Annotated in this window: 20 protein-coding genes and 1 tRNA gene; 9 read left to right on the top strand and 12 right to left on the bottom strand. The window is 68.4% G+C overall.

Features of this window, described 5'->3' with window-relative positions; all coding sequences use genetic code 11:
- Positions 1 to 201: 201 nt before the first annotated feature.
- The 4 genes from JOC24_RS06210 to JOC24_RS06225 all read right to left on the bottom strand — a co-directional run bounded on the left by JOC24_RS06210 (position 202) and on the right by JOC24_RS06225 (position 4572).
- A complete protein-coding gene (locus JOC24_RS06210) occupies positions 202 to 546 on the bottom strand; it encodes a rhodanese-like domain-containing protein (protein ID WP_205019091.1) in 345 nt (114 codons plus the stop codon).
- A 45-nt stretch (positions 547 to 591) separates the two neighbouring features.
- Positions 592 to 1599, bottom strand: a complete 1008-nt coding sequence (locus JOC24_RS06215) for a J domain-containing protein (RefSeq protein ID WP_205019092.1) — start codon at positions 1597 to 1599, stop codon at positions 592 to 594.
- A 59-nt stretch (positions 1600 to 1658) separates the two neighbouring features.
- Positions 1659 to 3125 (bottom strand): DUF2252 domain-containing protein, encoded by a 1467-nt coding sequence (locus JOC24_RS06220; protein ID WP_205019337.1) that lies wholly within the window; start codon positions 3123 to 3125, stop codon positions 1659 to 1661.
- Between the two features lie 373 nt (positions 3126 to 3498).
- The gene (locus JOC24_RS06225) at positions 3499 to 4572 is read right to left on the bottom strand and encodes an ABC-2 transporter permease (protein WP_205019093.1); all 1074 of its coding nucleotides are present in this window, start codon (positions 4570 to 4572) and stop codon (positions 3499 to 3501) included.
- An 80-nt stretch (positions 4573 to 4652) separates the two neighbouring features.
- Between JOC24_RS06225 and JOC24_RS06230 the strand changes: the two genes are divergently transcribed.
- Positions 4653 to 5105, top strand: a complete 453-nt coding sequence (locus tag JOC24_RS06230; RefSeq protein WP_205019094.1) for a MarR family winged helix-turn-helix transcriptional regulator — start codon at positions 4653 to 4655, stop codon at positions 5103 to 5105.
- An 85-nt stretch (positions 5106 to 5190) separates the two neighbouring features.
- Here JOC24_RS06230 and JOC24_RS06235 read toward each other — a convergent pair whose 3' ends face one another.
- Positions 5191 to 5535 (bottom strand): winged helix-turn-helix transcriptional regulator, encoded by a 345-nt coding sequence (locus JOC24_RS06235; protein WP_205019095.1) that lies wholly within the window; start codon positions 5533 to 5535, stop codon positions 5191 to 5193.
- Positions 5536 to 5696: 161 nt separating this feature from the next.
- On the opposite strand from JOC24_RS06235, the gene JOC24_RS06240 reads away from it, so the two are divergent.
- Positions 5697 to 6308, top strand: a complete 612-nt coding sequence (locus tag JOC24_RS06240) for an FMN-dependent NADH-azoreductase (RefSeq protein WP_205019096.1) — start codon at positions 5697 to 5699, stop codon at positions 6306 to 6308.
- A 357-nt stretch (positions 6309 to 6665) separates the two neighbouring features.
- On the opposite strand, the gene JOC24_RS06245 is transcribed toward JOC24_RS06240, so the two are convergent.
- Positions 6666 to 6748, bottom strand: a tRNA-Leu gene (locus tag JOC24_RS06245).
- A 315-nt stretch (positions 6749 to 7063) separates the two neighbouring features.
- Between JOC24_RS06245 and JOC24_RS06250 the strand changes: the two genes are divergently transcribed.
- From JOC24_RS06250 to pknB, 6 genes are all read left to right on the top strand, one after another.
- Entirely contained in the window at positions 7064 to 7912 is an 849-nt protein-coding gene (locus JOC24_RS06250) for an FhaA domain-containing protein (protein ID WP_205019097.1), read from the top strand.
- A gap of 10 nt (positions 7913 to 7922) precedes the next feature.
- Positions 7923 to 8438, top strand: a complete 516-nt coding sequence (locus tag JOC24_RS06255; RefSeq protein ID WP_205019098.1) for an FHA domain-containing protein FhaB/FipA — start codon at positions 7923 to 7925, stop codon at positions 8436 to 8438.
- A gap of 129 nt (positions 8439 to 8567) precedes the next feature.
- Positions 8568 to 10073: a Stp1/IreP family PP2C-type Ser/Thr phosphatase gene (locus JOC24_RS06260; RefSeq protein WP_205019099.1), complete on the top strand. Its 1506-nt coding sequence runs from the start codon at positions 8568 to 8570 to the stop codon at positions 10071 to 10073.
- A gap of 21 nt (positions 10074 to 10094) precedes the next feature.
- Positions 10095 to 11495: an FtsW/RodA/SpoVE family cell cycle protein gene (locus tag JOC24_RS06265; RefSeq protein WP_205019100.1), complete on the top strand. Its 1401-nt coding sequence runs from the start codon at positions 10095 to 10097 to the stop codon at positions 11493 to 11495.
- Positions 11492 to 12946, top strand: coding sequence for a peptidoglycan D,D-transpeptidase FtsI family protein (locus tag JOC24_RS06270; protein WP_205019101.1), 1455 nt, complete (start codon positions 11492 to 11494; stop codon positions 12944 to 12946). Before JOC24_RS06265 ends, JOC24_RS06270 begins: the two co-directional genes overlap by 4 nt.
- 171 nt (positions 12947 to 13117) lie before the next feature.
- Positions 13118 to 15103 (top strand): Stk1 family PASTA domain-containing Ser/Thr kinase, encoded by a 1986-nt coding sequence (gene pknB, locus JOC24_RS06275; protein ID WP_205019102.1) that lies wholly within the window; start codon positions 13118 to 13120, stop codon positions 15101 to 15103.
- Positions 15104 to 15181: 78 nt separating this feature from the next.
- On the opposite strand, the gene JOC24_RS06280 is transcribed toward pknB, so the two are convergent.
- From JOC24_RS06280 to JOC24_RS06300, 5 genes are all read right to left on the bottom strand, one after another.
- A complete protein-coding gene (locus JOC24_RS06280; RefSeq protein WP_205019103.1) occupies positions 15182 to 15910 on the bottom strand; it encodes a class E sortase in 729 nt (242 codons plus the stop codon).
- Between the two features lie 27 nt (positions 15911 to 15937).
- Complete coding sequence (locus JOC24_RS06285; RefSeq protein ID WP_205019104.1) at positions 15938 to 17293, bottom strand: class E sortase; 1356 nt, start codon at positions 17291 to 17293, stop codon at positions 15938 to 15940.
- Complete coding sequence (locus tag JOC24_RS06290; protein WP_205019105.1) at positions 17290 to 17928, bottom strand: aminodeoxychorismate/anthranilate synthase component II; 639 nt, start codon at positions 17926 to 17928, stop codon at positions 17290 to 17292. The genes JOC24_RS06285 and JOC24_RS06290 overlap by 4 nt, the downstream gene beginning before the upstream one ends.
- A complete protein-coding gene (locus JOC24_RS06295; protein WP_205019106.1) occupies positions 17925 to 18113 on the bottom strand; it encodes a hypothetical protein in 189 nt (62 codons plus the stop codon). Before JOC24_RS06295 ends, JOC24_RS06290 begins: the two co-directional genes overlap by 4 nt.
- Positions 18114 to 18254: 141 nt before the next feature.
- Positions 18255 to 18980, bottom strand: a complete 726-nt coding sequence (locus tag JOC24_RS06300; protein WP_205019107.1) for a DUF881 domain-containing protein — start codon at positions 18978 to 18980, stop codon at positions 18255 to 18257.
- A 178-nt stretch (positions 18981 to 19158) separates the two neighbouring features.
- On the opposite strand from JOC24_RS06300, the gene crgA reads away from it, so the two are divergent.
- On the top strand, positions 19159 to 19413 hold the full coding sequence (gene crgA / locus JOC24_RS06305) for a cell division protein CrgA (protein WP_031090433.1): 255 nt from the start codon (positions 19159 to 19161) through the stop codon (positions 19411 to 19413).
- A gap of 243 nt (positions 19414 to 19656) precedes the next feature.
- Here the strand turns inward: crgA and JOC24_RS06310 are convergent, their stop codons facing one another.
- A complete protein-coding gene (locus JOC24_RS06310; protein WP_205019108.1) occupies positions 19657 to 20583 on the bottom strand; it encodes a rhomboid family intramembrane serine protease in 927 nt (308 codons plus the stop codon).
- Positions 20584 to 20791: the final 208 nt, after the last annotated feature.

Consider the following 20791-nt stretch of genomic DNA (forward strand, 5'->3'; position numbering starts at 1 on the left):
CAGGCCGCTGGCTCAAGCCGGTCCGACAGGCGCCGGCAGAGACACACGGCAGCTGTGGAGGCATCCCTGAGGCAGCTGCGGGGCGAGGCCGCCCGCTGCCGAAGAACCCCTCATGGGAACGACGTCGCGTCGGTTCCGTGCGGCGGCGGTTGCGATGGAGCCGGCCCCGCACGGCGGCGAGGACGGCTCCGAAGAGGCCCGTCAGAGGACGAAGGCCGCGCTCCCGTTGTCCGTGACCATCGGACGCTCGGCGCCGTCCCAGGCCAGCATGCCGCCCTCGACGTTCACGGCGTCGATGCCCTGCTGCACCAGGTACTGGGTGACCTGAGCGGACCGGCCCCCGACGCGGCACATCACATGCACGCGCCGACCGTCGTCGGCCGCTTCGGTCAGTTCACCGAAGCGGCCCACGAAGTCACTCATGGGAATGTGCAGCGCGCCCTCGACGTGCCCGGCTGCCCACTCGTCGTCCTCGCGGACGTCCAGCACGAATCCGTCCGACGGAACCGCGACAGCGTCCACCGAGGGCAGCGGAGCGAAATTCATGGGAATGCCTTCTCTCGTACGTACGCGCCAGGGTCATCCGGAACGCTACTGCACCAGCCCAGCGAGCTCGTCCTCACGCTGGGACACCTCCGCGAGGAGCTTCTCGCCGATGTCGTCGAGAAGCCGGTCGGGGTCCTCCGGCGCCATCCTCAGCATCGAACCGATCGCACTCTCCTCCAGCTCCTGAGCAAGAACCGTCAGCAGTTCTTTACGGCGGCTGAGCCACTCCAGCCGCGCGTAGAGCTCCTCGCTCTCGCTGAGTCGCAGCTCCGGCGCCACAGGCCCCGACTCCCACTCGGCGGCCAGCTCCTTCAGCAACGCGACGTCGCCGCGTCCGTAGGCCGCGTTCACCCGCGCGATGAATTCATCGCGTCGTGCCCGCTCGTTCTCGTCCGGTGCCAGATCCGGATGAGCCTTTCGGGCCAGCTCCCGGTAGAGCTTGCGCGCCTCCTCGCCCGGCCTGACCCGCTTCGGCGGCCGGACGGGCTGCTCGGTCAGCATCGCCGAGGCCTCCGGTGAGAGCCCGTCCGAGTCCATCCAGTCGTGGAAGAGCTCGTCGACTCCAGGCATCGGCATCACAATGGCCCGCGCCTCCTGGGCCTTGCGGAGATCCTCCGGATCGCCCGTCTTCGCGGCCCGAGCCTCCGCGATCTGCGCATCGAGCTCGTCAAGGCGTGCGTACATGGGGCCGAGCTTCTGGTGGTGGAGCCGGGAGAAGTTCTCCACCTCGACCCGGAACGTCTCCACCGCGATCTCGAACTCGATCAGCGCCTGCTCAGCCACCCTTACGGCCTTCGCGAGCCGCTCCTCCGGCCGGGGAGCGCCGCCCTCACCCGCCTTCGCGTCGGCACCCGCCGCACCGCCCGTACTGTCGGCAGGATCACCAGCCGTGTCGCCGGTGGCGGGTTCCGCCACCGGCGGCACGTCCGGATCGGCTCGCGGATCGTCACCCTGCGACGCGTCCTGCGCGTGCTGCGGCTCGTCCTGCCGGTCCTGGTTCTGCCGGTCTTCGTCGTTCCGGGTGGTCGGCACCCCGGCGGCTTCGTGGGTCACCCGTCCAGCGTATGGCCACGGCCCGTGCCCCGAACACACACGGTGGCCGCAGGACGCGCTCAGACGCCTGGCTCGGCGGCTATTCGCCCGGCCCGGACAGCCCGCACGAGTTCAGCGTGATCCGCCTCCGTGCGGTCCGCGTACGTCACGGCGAAATCGGCCACAGCATCGTCGAGCTCGGCGTTCTTCCCGCAGTAGCCCGCGAGCAGCCGGGGGTCCGCGCTGTGCGCATGGGCTCGGGCCAGCAGGGCCCCGGTCATCCGCCCGTAGTCGTCCACCTGATCCGCCGCGAGCGCGGCCGGATCCACGCTGCCCTTGCGATTCCTGAACTGACGCACCTGGTAGGACCTGCCGTCGACCTCGGCCCAACCGAGCAATATGTCGCTGACGACCTGCATCCGTTTCTGCCCGAGAACCACCCGGCGCCCCTCGTGCTCCACGCCAGGTACCTCGAACCCGGCCTGTGGGAGGTAGGGGGAGAGCACGGAGGGACGGGCCTCCTTCACCTGCAGGACCAGCGGCTCGCCACGGTGGTCGAGCAGGAGCACCACGTACGACCGGGTTCCCACGCTTCCCGTGCCGACCACCCGGAACGCCACATCGTGGATCGCGTAGCGGGCCAGCAGCGGAACCCTGTCCTCCGAGATCGTCCCCAGATAGCCCTCGAGTCCCGCCGCCACGGCCGCCGCCTCCGCGTCAGGCACCCGGCGGAGCACAGGCGATGCGTCGACGAAGCGGCGACCGCCGTCCTCGCACTCCTCCGTGGACCTGGCGGCGAATCGGGCACTCGTGTTGTTACGGGCCTTGGCGGAGACCCGCTCCAGCGTGCCGAGCAGATCCCGGGCGTCGGTGTGCGAGACGAGCTCCTCGTCGGCGATGGCGTTCCACGCGTCGAGTGCGGGCAACCGGGCCAGAAGACGCATCGTGCGCCGGTACGCGCCCACGGTGTCGTACGCGCCCTGCCGGCAGGTGTCCTCGTCCGCGCCGGCCTCCCGGCCCGCGAGCACCAGCGACGTGGTGAGCCGCTTGAGATCCCACTCCCACGGCCCGAACACCGTCTCGTCGAAGTCGTTGAGATCGATGACCAGGTTTCCCCGAGCATCGCCGTACAAGCCGAAGTTGGCCGCGTGCGCGTCACCACATAGCTGGGCCCCGATGCCCGTGACCGGCGTTCCCGTCAGGTCGTGTGCCATCAGTCCTGCCGAGCCGCGGAGAAACGCGAACGGGGTTGCCGACATCCGCCCGACCCGTATGGGCGTCAGGCCAGGCACTCGATCCCGGTTCGACTCCTCGACCGCCTGTATCGCGTCCGGCCGTCCGGCGGGCAGCGCCAGGGAACTGTGCGCGGAACGGGGCACGTCGAGCCGCAGTGCTTTGCCGGCCGCCTTCGGGGACACGGTCCCTGATCCGGACGTGCGCACCCCGCCTGCCGTCCGGCGCGCGAACCCGGGAACAACCGGAATGCGCGCGTCTCCCGCAGACCGCTGTACCGGCACCGCAGCCTCGGTCTCCTCGACTTCGCCCATGGAGTCGCCCCCGTCCTCGCTCACAACCGGTCCGTCCGACCAACATCAACTGCGGACGACGGTACAACCGTTGCGTGACAGCCGTCTGCCCCTGTGGACAGCCCGGAAGCCGGCCTGTGGACACCCCCTGCCGGATCGGGGTCCCACGCCGGACCAGCCAGGCGGATCCACCAGCCGGAGCGCACCACACGGCCGAGCCCCGGCACACCGCCACGGACCGAAACCCACGTACAGGCACCGCACGGACAGGCACAGCCGCGCCACCCGGCACGCACGCCCCCGGAACCGCGCGGGCCACCATGCCCTCCGGCTCTCCTCGAAGCCGGAGAGGTGCCCATGCTCGGCACCATGGCCCGCGGGCACCTGTTGGAGGTCACACCCCGACGGCCTCTTCCATCTCCTCCTCGGCGCCGGCCGCAGCCCGCGCGGCCGCCACCTCACGCGCCTTCTCCTCGGACGCCCGACGCCGCCCCGCCTCGGCCAGTCCCGCCACACCCAAGACGACCAGTCCGGCCACGAACCACAGAGCCAGCACCAGAAGGTGCCCGCTCAGGGCATGACCGCCGAAGTACACGTGGCTGCGAACGCCTTCGACGAAGCCCGCGCCGTTCCAGAAGGAGTGCAGCGATCCGAAGAAGCCGGGCTGGAGTTCAGGCCGGAAGATGCCTCCGGAACTCGTGAAGTTGAGCATCACGAAGAGCAGCATCACCCCGAGCGTGGTCCACCGCTTGAGGAAGGTGTGCAGGCCCACCCCGATCAGCAGGATGCCCGCCGAATAGAGCCACGCCATCGCCCAGAGCCCGCCGAGCCCATGGTCCACCAGCCCGAACACCGGCCCGGCGAAGGCGGCGCCGATCACGCTCACCACCAACGACGTGCCGATCGCGAGCCCGGCCCTGAGGCGCAGCGCCAGCACCGCACCCGCACCACCGATCACCGCGACCGACGCGTAGGACCCGATACTGACCGCCACCAGCAGGAAGAAGATCCCCTGTCCGGTCGGATCGCCGTCCGCGGTGGGCGCCACGTCCGTCACCTGGAGGGGTGCGCCCTGCTCGGCGGCGACCTCGGTGAAGACCCTCTGGACGACCGTCGCGCTGGTGTCCGACGAGGCCTTGGCCACGATGAGCTCGGGGCGGCTGCCCGGCACATAGGCACCGTAACTCTGCTGCGTCCGCAGATGGTTCACCGCGATGTCCCGGTCCGCTACCGTACGCACACTCAATGCACCGTCCCCCTTGTCCTGCAAGGACTGTGCAAGCACCTGCGCGCTCGCTCCCGAGCCGACGACGTCCACCCTCAGGTCGTGCGGCTCCGGAGCGTGGAAGGCCCCCAGATAGGCGAGCCCCATGCCGATACACATCAGCAACGGCGTAACGAGATGACTGAGCACATGGCGCAGCGCGCCGGCGGTCGGGCCGGGGGCGGAGATCGGACCTGCGGACATTCGGCCACTCCTCCAGTGGTTGGCTTTTACAACTTTCACTCTCGTTGTAGCATACAACTAAGTTCGAGAAGGTGAATCACGTGGCAGACGCCCCCCGGGAACGCGAGGAGTCGCTGGACGTCATCCAGCGCGAGCTCACCGCTTTCGCACGCCGCGCGCGCTCGGCAGCGGCCCGGCTCCACCCGGACCTACCGCTGGTCTCGTACACACTGCTCGCCCACATCGACTACCGGCACGGCTGCCGCGCGACCGATCTGGCGGCTCACTACATGCTGGACAAGTCGACGGTCAGCCGACAGATCGCGACACTGGAGAAGCTGGGCCTGGTCGAGCGCCATCCGGACCCTGAAGACCAGCGCATCCAGGTGCTGCACCCCACGGCCGCCGGCACCCAGGCTCTCGCCTCGACGCAGGCCAGTCGACGAGCCGCCTACCGGGAACGCCTCGGCACATGGACCTCGAACGACCTCGAGCGGTTCGCGGAGTACCTCCTGCGCTACAACTCGGCAGGCGAAGGAACCCCGCCGCTGTAGGCACTCACACACCCGCACCCTGGGGGGCCACACACCCGGGCCAGGGACGACTGCCCCCGCGGGGGCCGCCCCGGGCGACCGCCGGTCAGCAGTTCCCCGGGCCCGCCAGGTAGGTATCCGCCCACTGTCCGAGTTCCTTGAGCGCGGGCTCCATGGCGGCGCCGGCGGCCGTCAGCCGGTACGCCACCCGCAGCGGGGGGCCTTCGTCGACCTCACGCACCACGAGCCCAGCCGCCCCCAGCTCGGAAAGCCGGTCCGAGAGCATTCGCTCACTGATCCCAGGGACCGCCCGGCGCAGATCCGCGAAGTGCACCGGCTGCCGCATCAGCACGGAGACGATCGGGCCCGTCCAGCGCTTCCCGAGCAGCTCGAAGACGCGGCTGATACTCGCATCAACCCGCCGACAGGCCTGCTCACCGTGATCCGCCATGACCCCAGCGTACTGCGTCGACGTTGGGTACTTATTAAAAGTAAGCGACTATGTTAGTAATAGCTACGTACGGAAAACCACCTCGTGGCTCCGGACTCCGTGCCCGCTGCTTCCGTGGGCCCGAGCCGAGCCGCCGCGACTCGCCCTTCACGGAGATCCCCATGGCCACGCTCCTCCACCTCGACTCCGCCGTCTTTCCCCAGAACTCCACATCCCGTGCCGTCACCGCCGCCTTCGTCGCGTCCTGGCGCGAGCAGCACCCCGACGGCAAAGTCGTCTACCGAGACCTCGCAGCCGACCCCCTGCCCCACCTGGACGCCTCGGCCGCGGCAGCCGGCGCGGAGGACACGCTGCGCGGGCACCTGGCCGCCGAACTGGCCGCAGCGGACGCCGTACTCATCGGCGCCCCGATGTACAACTTCTCCATCCCGTCCACCCTGAAGGCGTGGCTGGACCAAGTGATCATCGTCGGCCACAACGCGGGCCCTGACGGTCCCGTGTCCGGCACCCCCATCACCGTCGTGGCCAGCCGCGGCGGTTCGTACGCCCCCGGCACGCCACGCGAGGGCTTCGAGTTCGTCCAGAACTACCTGGATAAGGTGCTGTCAGGCATGCTCGGGGCGGAAGTCGACTTCATCGTCCCGGAGTTGACCCTGGCCCACTCGAAGCCCGAGATGGCCGAGCTGATTCCCCTCGCGGACGCGTCCCGGACTCAGGCGTTCACCGACGCGGCGGAGAAGGCCAAGGCCCTGGCGGCGCGCCTCGCCACCTGAGCGACGCAGCAGTCCCCAGCGGGGACCGCACGAAACACCCCTTCGGTACGGATCCGACGTTTCACGTGAAACAGCAGTCCCCCTCCGGCCACAGTTCTGCATCAGTACGTTCTGCATCACAGCGCCCGCCCGACTCGTCCCGCGCCTTTCGGGAACGGGCCCGAGCCAGCCGGCCCGGGCCCGTTCCCGAAAGGCCGGACGGGACCAGGCGGGACCGGACAGGACCAGGCGGGACCGGAAGAGCCACGCCACCCACCCACCCACAGGGATCAACAACACGAAGAACCCCCGCACCGAATCTCTCCGGTGCGGGGGTTCTGTCGAACCAACCCGACAGTCGCAAGCGACTGTCCGTTGTGCGCGAGGGGGGATTTGAACCCCCACGTCCCTAAGGACACTGGCACCTGAAGCCAGCGCGTCTGCCGTTCCGCCACTCGCGCATGAGTGGTGTTTTCAGACTCTCTCACCGTGTGGTGTGAGCGCCTGGCGACATCCGGAAGATTAGCACGCTGGACAGGGTGGATTCACATCCGTTGTTTCCCCGGACCCACGGGGGGAACCGGGAACGCGGAAAGCGCGGCCCCACTCCTCCTGAGTGCACCCGGAGTGCGGGACACTGTCAGGAGGCCACCTCTACGATCCGTGTGAGAGGTGACACTCATCCACTCTGCAGACAAGGGGAACCAGCCGATTTCCCCACGCGTGGATACGATCAGTAGGCAGTACAGGGATGACGACGACGGAGGAGGTGCCCCATGGGAGTCATGAAGCGTTTCGAGCAGCGTCTCGAAGGTCTGGTCAACGGCACCTTCGCCAAGGTGTTCAAGTCCGAGGTGCAGCCGGTCGAGATCGCGGGAGCACTCCAGCGTGAGTGCGACAACAACGCCTCGATCTGGAACCGCGAGCGGACGGTCGTGCCCAACGACTTCATCGTCGAGCTCAGCACACCGGACTACGAACGGCTCAGCCCGTACTCCGGCCAGCTCGGCGACGAGCTGTCCGGCCTCGTACGTGACTACGCCAAGCAGCAGCGGTACACCTTCATGGGACCGATCAAGGTCCACCTGGAGAAGGCGGACGACCTGGACACGGGTCTCTACCGCGTACGCAGCAGGACCTTGGCGTCGAGTTCGTCACAGCAGGGCCAGCAGGGCCCTGCTTCCCAGCCGAACCGGCCCGCCCCCCAGGGGCAGGGTGGTTACGGCTACCCGCCTGCTTCCGCCCCGCCCATGCCCGCGGCCCCGCCGCCGGGTGCCGGGCGCTCCGGAGGCCCCTCCAGCGACTGGCGTCCGCCGACCGCGTCCGGCCCCGCGCCCGACGCCCGGGTGAGGCGCTGGATCGAGATCAACGGCACCCGCCATCAGATCTCCCGCCCGACGTTGGTGATGGGACGAAGCACCGACGCCGACGTGCGGATCGACGACCCCGGCGTATCGCGCCGGCACTGTGAGATCCGGACCGGAACGCCCTCGACGATCCAGGATCTCGGGTCTACCAACGGCATCGTGGTAGACGGGCAGCACACAACCCGCGCTACGCTCCGCGACGGCTCGCGGATCGTCGTGGGCAGCACCACCATCGTTTACCGGCAAGCCGAAGGGTGAAGCGGGGGCAATGTCAGAGCTGACCCTGACGGTCATGCGGCTAGGTTTCCTGGCTGTTCTGTGGCTATTCGTAATCGTGGCCGTTCAGGTCATTCGCAGCGACCTGTTCGGTACGCGCGTCACGCAGCGCGGCTCACGCCGCACTGCCGGTGACACGCGCCCGCAGCAGGGGCGCCAACAGCAAGCGGCGCCGCCTCAGCAGCGCCAGCAGTCCGGGCGCCAGCGCCGTGGGGCTCCCACGAAGCTGGTCGTCTCCGAAGGCACGCTCACCGGCACCACCGTCGCCCTCCAGGGCCAGACCATCACCCTGGGCCGGGCACACGACTCAACGATCGTGCTGGATGACGACTACGCGTCCAGCAGGCATGCCAGGATCTATCCGGACCGTGACGGCCAGTGGATCGTCGAGGATCTCGGGTCCACCAACGGCACCTATCTCGACCGGACCCGGCTCACCACCCCGACACCTGTTTCGCTGGGCGCGCCGATCCGCATCGGCAAGACCGTCATCGAGCTGCGGAAGTAGTACGACAATGAGCGAGCGGAGCGAGCGAGCCGCGGCGGTCCTCACGACGGACCCGGCGCGGCTCCCGACCGGAGGGTGGGCAGTGTGGCTCGAGACCGGCTGTACCCCGAACCGACGGGCGAGGTGCGCATGAGCTTGTCCCTGCGCTTCGCCGCCGGATCGCACAAGGGCATGATCCGGGAAGGCAACGAGGACTCCGGCTACGCCGGTCCCCGCCTCCTCGCCATCGCCGACGGCATGGGCGGACAGGCGGCCGGCGAGGTCGCCAGCTCCGAGGTGATCTCCACCCTCGTCCAGCTCGATGACGACGTCCCGGGCTCCGACATCCTCACCTCGCTCGGTACGGCGGTGCAGCGGGCCAACGACCAGCTGCGCGTCATGGTCGAGGAGGACCCCCAGCTGGAGGGCATGGGCACCACGCTCACCGCCCTGCTCTGGACCGGTCAGCGTCTCGGGCTCGTCCACGTCGGGGACTCCCGCGCCTACCTCCTGCGTGACGGCGTCCTGACGCAGATCACGCAGGACCACACCTGGGTGCAGCGTCTCGTCGACGAGGGCAGGATCACCGAGGAAGAGGCCACCACCCACCCCCAGCGCTCCCTGCTGATGCGGGCGCTGGGCAGCGGCGACCACGTGGAGCCCGACCTCTCCGTGCGGGAGGTCCGAGCCGGTGACCGCTATCTGATCTGCTCGGACGGACTCTCGGGCGTCGTCTCCCACCAGACGATGGAGGAGACCCTGGCCAGCTACCAGGGCCCGCAGGAGACCATCCAGGACCTCATCCAGCTCGCTCTGCGCGGTGGCGGCCCGGACAACATCACCTGCATCGTCGCCGACGTCCTGGACGTCGACAGCAACGACACCCTGGCCGGCCAGCTCAACGACACCCCGGTCATCGTCGGCGCGGTCGCCGAGAACCAGGCCGCCCAAGCGAACGACGGCCGGGCCATGGAGACACCGGCAGGACGTGCGGCCGGCCTCGGCCGGTCCGTGCCGCCGCCGGCCGGCGGCTTCGGCCCCCCCGGCAGCGGCGACGACGTGGGATACGCCTCCGGTCCGGACAGCGCCTTCGACTCGTACTCCGACGAGGACTTCGTCAAGCCCCGCGGTCGCCGCAGGTGGTTGAAGCGGTCGTTCTACATCGTGCTCGCCCTGGCCGTGATCGGGGGTGGCGTCTACGGCGGATACCGTTGGACCCAGACCCAGTTCTACGTGGGCACGAAGGACGACAACGTCGCGCTGTACCGCGGGATCAGTCAGGATCTCGCCTGGGTGTCCCTCTCGAAGGTCGAGGAGGACACCAAGATCGAACTCAAGTACCTCCCGCCTTACTGGCGCAAGAAGGTCGAGGCGACCATCTCCCAGGGCAACCTCGCCGAAGCCCGCAAGAAGATCAGCGAGCTCGACGCGCAGGCCTCCGCCTGCAAGAAGGACGCGCAGCGCCGCGCCGCCGAGGCGGACATCAACGCCGCCGCGGACAGTAATGCCGCCAAGGACCAGGGCGAGGCCGGCACCGCCTCCGACAGCACGTCCGCCACGACTCCCCCCAAGGGGACCAAGACCGCGACTCCCACTCCCGGCCCCAGCCTCTCGGAGGAAGAGAAGAAGCTGGCCCTGCAGTGCGGTAAGCAGTAAGCCGTAGGGGGCCTTCAGCACATGAGCGTTGTCACCAACACGACCACCATCGGCGCGATCGACGCGCCGAGCCGCCGCAACACCGAGTTGGCGCTGGTTGCCTTCGCCGTACTCATCTCGGTGTTCGCGTACGCCAACGTGGGCCTTGCCCTCAACGGCGAACTGCCCGCCGGCATGCTCGGCTACGGCCTGGGCCTCGCCCTGCTCGGCGGAGTGGCACATCTCGCGGTGCGGAGATTCGCTCCGTACGCGGACCCGCTGCTGCTTCCGCTGGCAACCCTGCTGAACGGGCTGGGGCTGGCCATCATCTGGCGGCTCGACCAGTCGGAACGGTTCCAGGCCACCCGGGACTTCGTCGCCGCGGCTTCCAAGCAGCTGCTGTTCTCGGCTGTGGGTGTGGCGTTTCTGGTCATCGTCCTGATCGTCCTCAAGGACCACCGCATCCTGCAGCGCTACACCTACATCTCCATGCTGGTGGCGCTGGTCCTGCTGATCCTTCCGATGTTCTTCCCCGCTGTGAACGGCGCCAAGATCTGGATCAAGATCCCTGGCGTCGGAACGATCCAGCCCGGGGAGTTCGCGAAGATCATCATTGCGGTGTTCTTCGCCGGCTACCTCATGGTCAAACGCGATGCGTTGGCCCTGGCCAGTCGCCGGTTCATGGGCCTCTACCTGCCCCGCGGGCGCGACCTGGGCCCGATCCTCATGGTCTGGGCCTTCTCGATCCTGATCCTCGTCTTCGAGACCGACCTCGGATCCTCTCTGCTGTTCTTCGGCATGTTCGTCGTCATGCTGTATGTCGCCACCGAGCGCACCAGTTGGATCGTCTTCGGCCTGCTGATGTCCGCAGCCGGCGCCGTCGGTGTGGCCACCTTCGAGCCGCACGTCCAGGACCGCGTCACCGCCTGGCTCGACCCGTTCGCGGGCTGGGGCACGGAGATGGCCAGCGAGCAGATGGCCAAGTCGCTCATGGCCTTCGGTTCCGGAGGCACCCTCGGAACCGGTCTCGGGCAGGGCAACTCCGACCTGATCGGCTTCGCCGCCAACTCCGACTTCATCCTCGCCACCGTCGGCGAGGAGCTCGGGCTGGCCGGCATGATGGCCGTCCTGCTCATCTACGGTCTGATCGTCGAGCGCGGTGTCCGGACGGCGCTCGCCGCCCGGGACCCCTTCGGCAAGCTCCTCGCGATCGGCCTCTCCGGCTCCTTCGCCATCCAGGTCTTCGTCGTCGCCGGCGGTGTCATGGGGCTCATCCCCCTGACGGGTATGACCATGCCGTTCATGGCGGCCGGTGGTTCGTCCGTCATCGCCAACTGGGCGCTGATCGGCATCCTGATCAGAATCAGTGACACGGCCCGACGCCCCGCCCCGGCCCCCGCACCGTCCCCGGACGCCGAGATGACCCAGGTGGTCCGACCATGAACAAGCCTCTGCGCAGGATCGCGATGTTCTGCGGGATCCTCGTTCTGGCCCTGCTGATCCGCACCAACTACATCCAGTACGTCCGCGCCGACGAGCTCAACGCGAACGAGCACAACCGCCGCGTCCAGATCGAGCGCTACGCCCACGAGCGCGGCAACATCATCGTCGACGGCGAGCCCGTCACCGGCTCCGTCGAGACCACGGACGGCGACTACAAGTACAAGCGCGTCTGGAAGGACGGCCCCATGTGGGCGCCCGTCACCGGCTACTCCTCCCAGGCCTTCGACTCCTCGCAGCTGGAGAGCATCGAGGACGGCATCCTCACCGGCAACAGCGACCAGCTGTTCTTCGACCGCACCCTGTCGATGTTCACCGGTGAGAAGAAGACCGGCGGCAACATCGTGACCACCCTCAACAGCGCCGCCCAGAAGGCCGCCTTCAAGGGACTGGGCGCCAAGAAGGGTGCCGTCGCCGCCATCGACCCCCGAACCGGCGCCGTCCTGGCACTGGCCAGCACGCCCTCGTACGATCCCTCGGTCTTCGCGGGCAACTCCATGAAGGACTCCGACGCGCGGCAGAAGCTCCTGACCGACAAGGACAAGCCGATGCTCAACCGGGCCCTGCGGGAGACCTACCCGCCCGGCTCGACGTTCAAGGTCGTCACGGCCGCCGCGGCACTGGAGAACGGCCTGTACACCGACATCGACGAGGAGACGGAATCCCCGCTGCCCTGGCGGCTCCCCCTGTCGACCAACCTGCTGCAGAACGAGGGCGACATCCCCTGCGAGAACGCATCGCTCCGGGAAGCCCTGCGCTACTCCTGCAACACCGTCTTCGGCAAGATGAGCAACGACCTCGGCAACGAGAAGATGATCGAGCAGTCCGACAAGTTCGGCTTCAACAAGGAAGTCTTCACTCCGGTCCGGGCCGACGCCAGCATCTACCCGAAGGACAACCAGCCGCAGAACGCCATGGCGGGCATCGGCCAGGCCTCCAACCGCGCCACCCCGCTCCAGATGGCCATGGTGGCCTCCGCGATCGCCAACGACGGCAAGCTCATGCAGCCGTACATGGTCGCCCAGCGCCAGGCACCCAATCTGGACGTCATCTACACGCACGAGAAGGAGCAGCTCAGCCGGCCGCTCTCGGCGGAGAACGCCCAGAAGGTGCAGCAGATGATGGAGACCGTGGTCGAGGACGGCACGGGAACCAACGCGCAGATCGACGGCGTCACTGTCGGAGGTAAGACCGGCACCGCTCAGCACGGCCTCAACAATAGCGAGAAGCCGTACGCCTGGTTCATCTCGTACGCCAAGACCGACAGCGGCTCCCCGGTCGCCGTCGCCGTGGTGGTCGAGGACGGCAACGCCAACAGGGACGACATCTCCGGTGGCGGCCTGGCCGCCCCGATCGCCAAGAGCGTGATGAAGGCGGTACTCGACGGAAAGTAGTGACACCCTTCACAACTTCTGTCCACACCAGCACATTGGGATACCGGTCGGATATCGGCTGACGGGTGCGGGCCGATCACGCCGGGCGTGCCCGGTAGCGTATGCGCGAACAGCGCACCGCCGGACCACACACGGGTGCGGTCGGGACTGACGGAGAGGGCTGGATCAGTTATGGAAGAGCCGCGTCGCCTCGGCGGCCGGTACGAGCTGGGCTCGGTGCTCGGCCGTGGTGGCATGGCCGAGGTCTACCTCGCGCATGACACCCGGCTCGGCCGCACCGTCGCTGTGAAGACGCTGCGGGCCGACCTCGCCCGCGACCCGTCCTTCCAGGCACGGTTCCGCCGTGAAGCCCAGTCGGCCGCCTCGCTCAACCACCCCGCGATCGTCGCCGTCTACGACACCGGCGAGGACTACGTCGACGGGGTCTCCATCCCGTACATCGTGATGGAGTACGTGGACGGGTCGACCCTCAGGGAGCTCCTGCACTCCGGCCGCAAGCTGCTGCCTGAGCGGACCCTCGAGATGACGGTCGGGATCCTCCAGGCCCTGGAGTACTCGCACCGCGCCCAGATCGTCCACCGTGACATCAAGCCGGCGAACGTCATGCTGACGCGCACCGGCCAGGTCAAGGTCATGGACTTCGGTATCGCCCGCGCCATGGGTGACTCGGGCATGACGATGACGCAGACCGCCGCGGTCATCGGCACCGCCCAGTACCTCTCCCCGGAACAGGCCAAGGGCGAGCAGGTCGACGCGCGCTCCGACCTGTACTCCACCGGCTGCCTGCTCTACGAGCTGCTCGCGGTCCGCCCGCCGTTCGTGGGCGACTCGCCCGTCGCCGTCGCGTACCAGCACGTGCGCGAGGAGCCGCAGCCTCCGAGCAACTTCGACTCCGAGATCACGCCCGAGATGGACGCCATCGTCCTGAAGGCCCTGACCAAGGACCCCGACTACCGCTATCAGTCGGCCGACGAGATGCGCGCCGACATCGAGGCCTGCCTCGACGGTCAACCGGTCGCAGCCACGGCGGCCATGGGCGCGGCGGGCTACGGCGGCTACAACGCCTACAACAACGACCAGCCCACGACGGCACTGCGCGCGGCCGACTCGAACGGTGCCCAGACGTCGATGCTGCCCCCGGTCAACCCGGACGACGGCGGCTACGGCTACGACGACCGCCCCGACCGCCGGCGTCAGAAGAAGAACAACACCTCGACGATCCTTCTGGTCGTGGCGGGCATCCTGGTGCTCATCGGCGCGATCCTGATCGGCCGTGCGGTCTTCACCGACACGGAGAGCGGCGACGGCAAGTTCGACGTGCCGAACATGATCGGTTCGACGGTCGACCAGGCGCAGAAGCTCGCGGACAACTCCGAGGTCGTCCTGAAGGTCGGTTCCAAGGAGCCCTGCGAGGCCCAGGAGAAGGGCCAGATCTGCAGCCAGAAGCCCTCCGAGGACGCGCAGATGGAGAAGGGCGAGACCGTGACCGTGGTCGTCTCCACCGGCGCCCCCAAGGTCGAGGTCCCGGACGTCCTGGAGAAGTCCGAGGACAGCGCCCGCAAGAAGCTGGAGGACGAGGGCTTCACGGTCAAGGTCGTCGCGGTGGAGTCCGACGCGACCCCGGGCCGAGTCACCAAGCAGGATCCCGAGGCCGGTTCGAAGGCCGAGAAGGACTCCGAGGTCACGATCACCGTGGCCAAGGAGGCGACCCAGAACGTGCCGGGTGTGGTCGGCAGGTCCTACGCGGACGCCGAAGCCCAGCTGAAGGGCGTCGGCTTCGAGAACGTCTCCAGGACGGACGTCGACTCGGATCAGCCCGCCGACACCGTGGTCGAACAGACCCCGGCGCCGAACAGCAAGCAGTCCAAGGACACCCAGATCGTTCTGAAGGTCTCCAAGGGTCCGGCCCAGCCGGAGCAGGTCACCATCCCGGGTGACATCATCGGAAAGCGGTACCAGGACGTGAAGGGCACGCTCGAGGGCCTGGGTCTCGTGGTCGCACTCGCGCCGAACTCGTCGGACAAGCCGAACGCCCCGGTGATGCAGGCCGACCCCGGGGCCAACTCCCAGGTCGACAAGGGGAGCACGGTCACTCTCACCACTCTCGGCGGCATGGACGGCAACCTCTTCGGCGGCCGTAACGGCTCGGACGGCTGACCCGGCGCCGCAGGGAAGGCGAAGGGCCCCGGTCACCTCAGCGGTGACCGGGGCCCTTCGCCTTTCCGTCGTCCGTGCCTAGCGAAGCTCAGCCGGCTTGGTGCGGTCCCTGTCCACCTTCTCGGTCCGCACCAGCTCACCCCACACGATGTAGCGGTACTTCGACGTGTACACGGGGGTGCACGTGGTCAGCGTGATGTACCGGCCGGCCTTCTTCACGCCCGACTCCTTGGGAACCGGAGCGATCGCGTCGACGTTGAACTTCGACGTCTCGGGCAGTTCCGCGTAGACCTTGTAGACGTACCAGGTGTCCTTGGTCTCGAAGACGACCGCGTCGCCCTTCCTCACCTTGTCGATGTTGTGGAACTTGGCGCCGTGCCCGTCCCGGTGCGCGGCGAGCGCGAAGTTGCCCTGCGCGTCCGAGGGGAGGGCCGACTTCACGGGGTCCGTGTAGTAGCCGGCGATGCCGTTGTTGAGCGTCCCGGTGTCGGTGCCCTTCTTGACGAGCACCTCACCGTTCTTCATGGCAGGGACGTGGAGGAAGCCGATGCCGTCCCTGGTGTCCAGGACTCCGGGGCCGCCCGCCCAGCGGTCACGGACGGTGTTGCCCTGCTTGTCCGACTCACGGTCGGCGAGCACGTTGGTCCACCACAGCGAATAGACGACGAACAGGCCCAGCACCAGCCCCGCGGTGATGAGCAGTTCGCCGAAGAGGCTCACCGCCGTCGCGACGGGATGGCGGCTCCTGCGTCGCACCGGGGCAACCGGCTCGTCGGTGCGCTCATCGTGCTCGGTCCTCGCTGCCACCGCACCCGTCCCTGTCGTGATGATGGTTCAGCCGACGAGCGCGTCGGGCTTCCCCTTGCTGCGCGGCCGTTCGTCGACCATTTTGCCCCACACGATCATTCGGTACGTACTCGTGAACTCGGGGGTGCACGTGGTCAGCGTGATGTACCGTCCCGGACCGGTGAAGCCGGACCCCGGCGGGACCTCGTCGATCACCGCCACGTTGGACGGTGACGTCTGCGGAAGGATGCTGGCCATCTCGTACGTGTAGTAGGCGTCCTGCGTCTCGACGACGATCGGGTCGCCCGGCTTCAGCTTGTTGACGTAGCGGAAGGGCTCGCCGTGGGTGTTGCGGTGCCCGGCCACCGCGAAGTTCCCCTGCTCCGCCGAAGGCATCGCGGTCTTCAGTTTGCCCTCGCCGTAGTGACCGATCATGCCGCGGTCGAGGACCTTCTCCTTGCTGATGCCCTCGGCGATCGGCGCGACCACGTCCAGCTTGGGGATGTGCATGATGGCGAATCCCTGACCCGGTTCGAAGACACCCGGGCTGCGCTCTCCGTTCGCCCAGTCGTCCTGGATCTTGCTCGTCTCCCGGCCGGCGATCTGGTCGGCACGGACGTTGGTCCACCACAGCTGGTACGTGACGAACAGGAGCATCAGCACGCCGAAGGTGATGAACACTTCACCGACGACCCGGCTGGCCACGACGGCGGGGCTGTCCTTTGCGGCACGGGCCGCACGCCGGGCCTCCAGGCGGGACATCGGCGCCGCCGGTCCCGCCGGATCGGCACCGCCGGTGCGCCGGGGCTCACCCCGCCGGCCTCCGCGCCCTTTGGCCGCACGCCTGCGCTCGGCCCGGCCTCCTGTCGGAGGCGTTTCGGCGGCAGGATCGGAGGATCCGGTTGCGGAAAGCCGCGCCGCACGCCTCGTATCGGTGGTCCGCAGTGCCACGGTCTCGTCGTGCAGCACCGGACCGGCCTCGTCGGCCTGCGGCACGCGAACCGGTTCAGGTGGTGCGGGAACCGGCTCGGGCCCGGGCACGGCCGGCACCGGGGCGGGCGTGGCCGGACCGGGTATCACCGCGGTCCCCTGGACGGTGTTCGCGGCGGGAGCCGATTCCGGCCCCTGGTGCCCGTACCAGTCCCTCTGGTACCCCTCCGGGTCGTACCACTCGCCCGGGGGCTCCACGGGCCCCTGAGCCGCCGCCTGGGGCATCTGCGGCGCCTCGCCGTCGGCTTCCTGCGCGTGCTCCGCCCGGAGCCAGGGCGAGGTGTGCTGCCCCGGCAGCGGATCGTTCAACGGATCCGCGAGCTGCTCCACCGCCGCCTCGAACGTGCCGTCGGGCTCGTACGCTCCCTGCGCGTACGAGCCGTCCTGCCCGGCCTGGTGGCGGAGTGAGGTCACGCGGCGGCCTTGCCCACCACCGGGGCGAGCCCCGCCGATCTCCCGACGGCGCCCCGGTCACCGCAGTGCTCGAGCCAGTTGGCGAGCATCAGGTGACCGTGCTCCGTCAGCACCGACTCCGGGTGGAACTGCACGCCCTCCACGGCGTGTTCACGGTGGCGGAGCCCCATGATGATGCCGTCGGCCGTACGTGCGGTGACCTCGAGCTCGGGCGGGACCGTCGTCGGCTCGGCGGCGAGCGAGTGGTAGCGCGTCGCCGTGAACGGGGAGGGCAGACCGGCGAACACGCCCTTGCCCTCGTGCTGCACGGGGGAGGTCTTGCCGTGCAGCAGCTCCGGCGCCCTGTCCACGACACCGCCGTACGCCACGGCCATCGACTGCATCCCCAGACAGACGCCGAAGACAGGAACTCCGCTCCGCGCGCAGCGGTGCACCATCTCGATGCAGACACCGGCCTGTTCGGGGGTGCCCGGTCCGGGCGACAGCAGGACCCCGTCGAAGCCGTCGTCGGCATGCGCCGTGGTCACCGCGTCGTTCCGAACCACTTCGCACTCGGCGCCGAGTTGGTAGAGGTACTGGACGAGGTTGAACACAAAGCTGTCGTAGTTGTCGACGACGAGAATGCGTGCGCTCACTGACCGGCTCCCGCTCCGCTGGTGCTCTCGCCGTCCACCGTCACGTCACCGAACGGGAGCAGCGGCTCCGCCCAGGGGAAGACGTACTGGAAGAGCGCGTAGACAACGGCCAGGGCCAGCACGAGCGAGATGAAGCCCCGCACCCACACGTTGCCCGGCAGATGCCGCCAGATCCAGCCGTACATGCTGTCGCCTCCATTCGGTACGGCACCAGACTAAACGGCCGGGGCACAGACGTGTGTCAGCTGTGGAAAGCCGCCCGCCGGGTGGCTCTCACCGTCCTGCGCGTGCCTCACGAGGGCTCACGGCCCGGGACCTCACGAGAGCTACTCCACAGGCTGTGCGTAGTGGAGGTCCACGGTGCCCGAATAGCCGGGAAGCGTCAGCTCGTCGTCCTCTTCGACCTTCCATCCCAGCCCGTACGCCTTCACGTACAGCTGGTAGTTCTGGATCGCCGTGGAGCCGTCGAGCGCCTGCCTCAGCCGCCCCCGGTCGCCGACGGCGGTGACCTTGTACGGAGGGGAGTAGACGCGGCCCTGCAGGATCAGCGTGTTGCCCACGCAGCGCACCGCGCTCGTGGAGATCAACCGCTGGTCCATGACCCGGATGCCGCGGGCGCCGCCCTCCCAGAGGGCGTTGACGACGGCCTGCAGATCCTGCTGGTGGATGACCAGGTCGTTGGGCTGCGGCTCGGGGTATCCCGGGTTGGCTGTGGCGTTCGGCGGTGCGTCGTTCAGCGTGACGGAGAGCGCCTCGCCGGTGACCTCCGTGGTGCCTGCCGCCTTCTCCAGCGCGTCCAGCTCGGCGTCCTCGGCGCGGGTGCTCCCGTCGTCACGCCGGGCGAGTGTGTCGATGTCCGCGCGTACGGCAGCGGTCGACTCGTCCAGCTCCGCGTTGTTCTCGCTGCGCTGCTGAATGAGGTCGGAGAGCTTCAGCAGAGAGGAGTCCGTACGGATATCGGTCCCCTTGGCCGTGTTGGCACTGGTGACGAAGATCAGCCCGGCCAGCGCGAAAACGGCAGCGGTGAGGCCCTGGACCGGCCATCGGGACATGCGCCCGGCCCGGCCTCGGGGAGAGTCGGCAGAATTGCTCAACGTACCCTTATCTCCTTAGGCGCCACGGAAGCACTACGCTAACGGACGCCCCGGGGAGGCAGCATTCCCCCTCGCGCCCCGGCGCCAGCCACAGATCCCTGCGCGGTCACGCAGCGCATCGACAGGAGAGTCCCTCGTGCCGAAGTCACGTATCCGCAAGAAGGCAGACTTCACGCCTCCGCCGGCGAAGCAGTCGACGAGCATAAAGCTGACCAACCGCAGTTGGGTGGCGCCGGTGATGCTGGCGCTCTTCCTCATCGGCCTGGCCTGGATCGTGGTCTTCTACGTCACCGAGGGCGACCTGCCGATCGACGCCCTCGGCAACTGGAACATCGTGGTGGGCTTCGGCTTCATCGCCGGCGGCTTCGGCGTCTCCACACAGTGGAAGTAGCTCTGCCCTGAAGTTACCCACAGAGTTATCCACAGGCAGGGGAAAAGGTCAGACGATCTGTGGATAACCTCTCTCGAAGTTGACGCCGGTGTGACTACACACTTACGCATCGCGAGAAGGCAAGCCCCTTGTCCTGGCTGGTAGAACCCGGTTCAGCGACAAGGGGCACACCTGTTCCCCACGTCATGCACAAGATCCGGCACACTCTGTGGACAACTGGCCGCCTTGAGCGATCAAGCCCGCTCAGGTGAGGGCAGCCGTCCTGAGAACGACGGCCAGGACGACCACTACGAGGACCAGCGCACAGGCGCCGTACTGCACGAGATTCCGGTGCTCGCGCGGCGCGTGGACCATGGCGATCGCCATCAGCGCACCGGCGACCAAGCCACCGACATGCGCCTGCCAGGCGATCGCACCCCAGGGGTTGAACGTGAAGATCAGGTTCACCACGAGGAGCGCGATCACCGGCCGCATGTCGTAGTTCATCCGGCGCATCAGCACGGCAGTGGCACCCAGCAGGCCGAAGACGGCGCCCGAGGCGCCGAGCGAGCCCTGCGCGGGGTCGGCGATCCAGTAGGTGAGCGCGCTGCCCGCCAGCCCGGAGAGCAGATAGAGCGCCAGGTAGCGGCCCCGGCCCAGCGCGGCTTCCAGGGGCCCACCGAGCCACCACAGCCCCAGCATGTTGAAAGCGATGTGCCACACCTCCTGGTGCAGGAACATCGATGTCACCAGCCGGTACCACTGGCCCTCCGCTACGCCTTCGAGACCGCCCGACGGATCGCCCGACGGATCGCCCGAGTAGGCACGGCCGAACAGCAGCAGGTCGTCGAGCAGCGGATACCCGGACTGCTTGGCGATCAGGACAGCGACGAAGACGGCGAGATTGATGCCGAGCAGGATCTTGGTGACCAGCCTGGGGTCGGCGGCGACACTGCCGCCCGCCAGGGTCCGCGGCCGATTCGCCACCCGGTGGTGGCCCGTGCCGGACCCCTCACGGACGCATTCCGGGCAGTGGAAGCCCACCGAGGCTTCGATCATGCAGTCCGTACAGATCGGCCGCTCGCACCGCGTGCAGCGGATACCCGTCTCCCTGCCCGGATGCCGGTAACACGTGAGCGAACCGTCCGCGGCCGCGGACCTTTCCTGCTCTGCCGGCGGCTGCTGGTCCATCGGTCACGGCCCTTCGGTCCTCGTCCGTGGAGGCAGCACACATGCGGCCGCCCCGCTCGCCCGTTATGTAACAGTACGGACGAGCAGGGCGGTTGGTTCCCGTAGGGACAGCGGGCCGGCGGGGACTGCGGGCCGTACGCGGCAGCGGCCCGTCAGGTCCGGCGCCCGGCCGGGTGACCGGCCTCGGACGCCGACGGCCCGGAGCCCG

The sequence above is a fragment of the Streptomyces sp. HB132 genome (genome assembly GCF_016909575.1).
GTDB lineage: Bacteria > Actinomycetota > Actinomycetes > Streptomycetales > Streptomycetaceae > Streptomyces.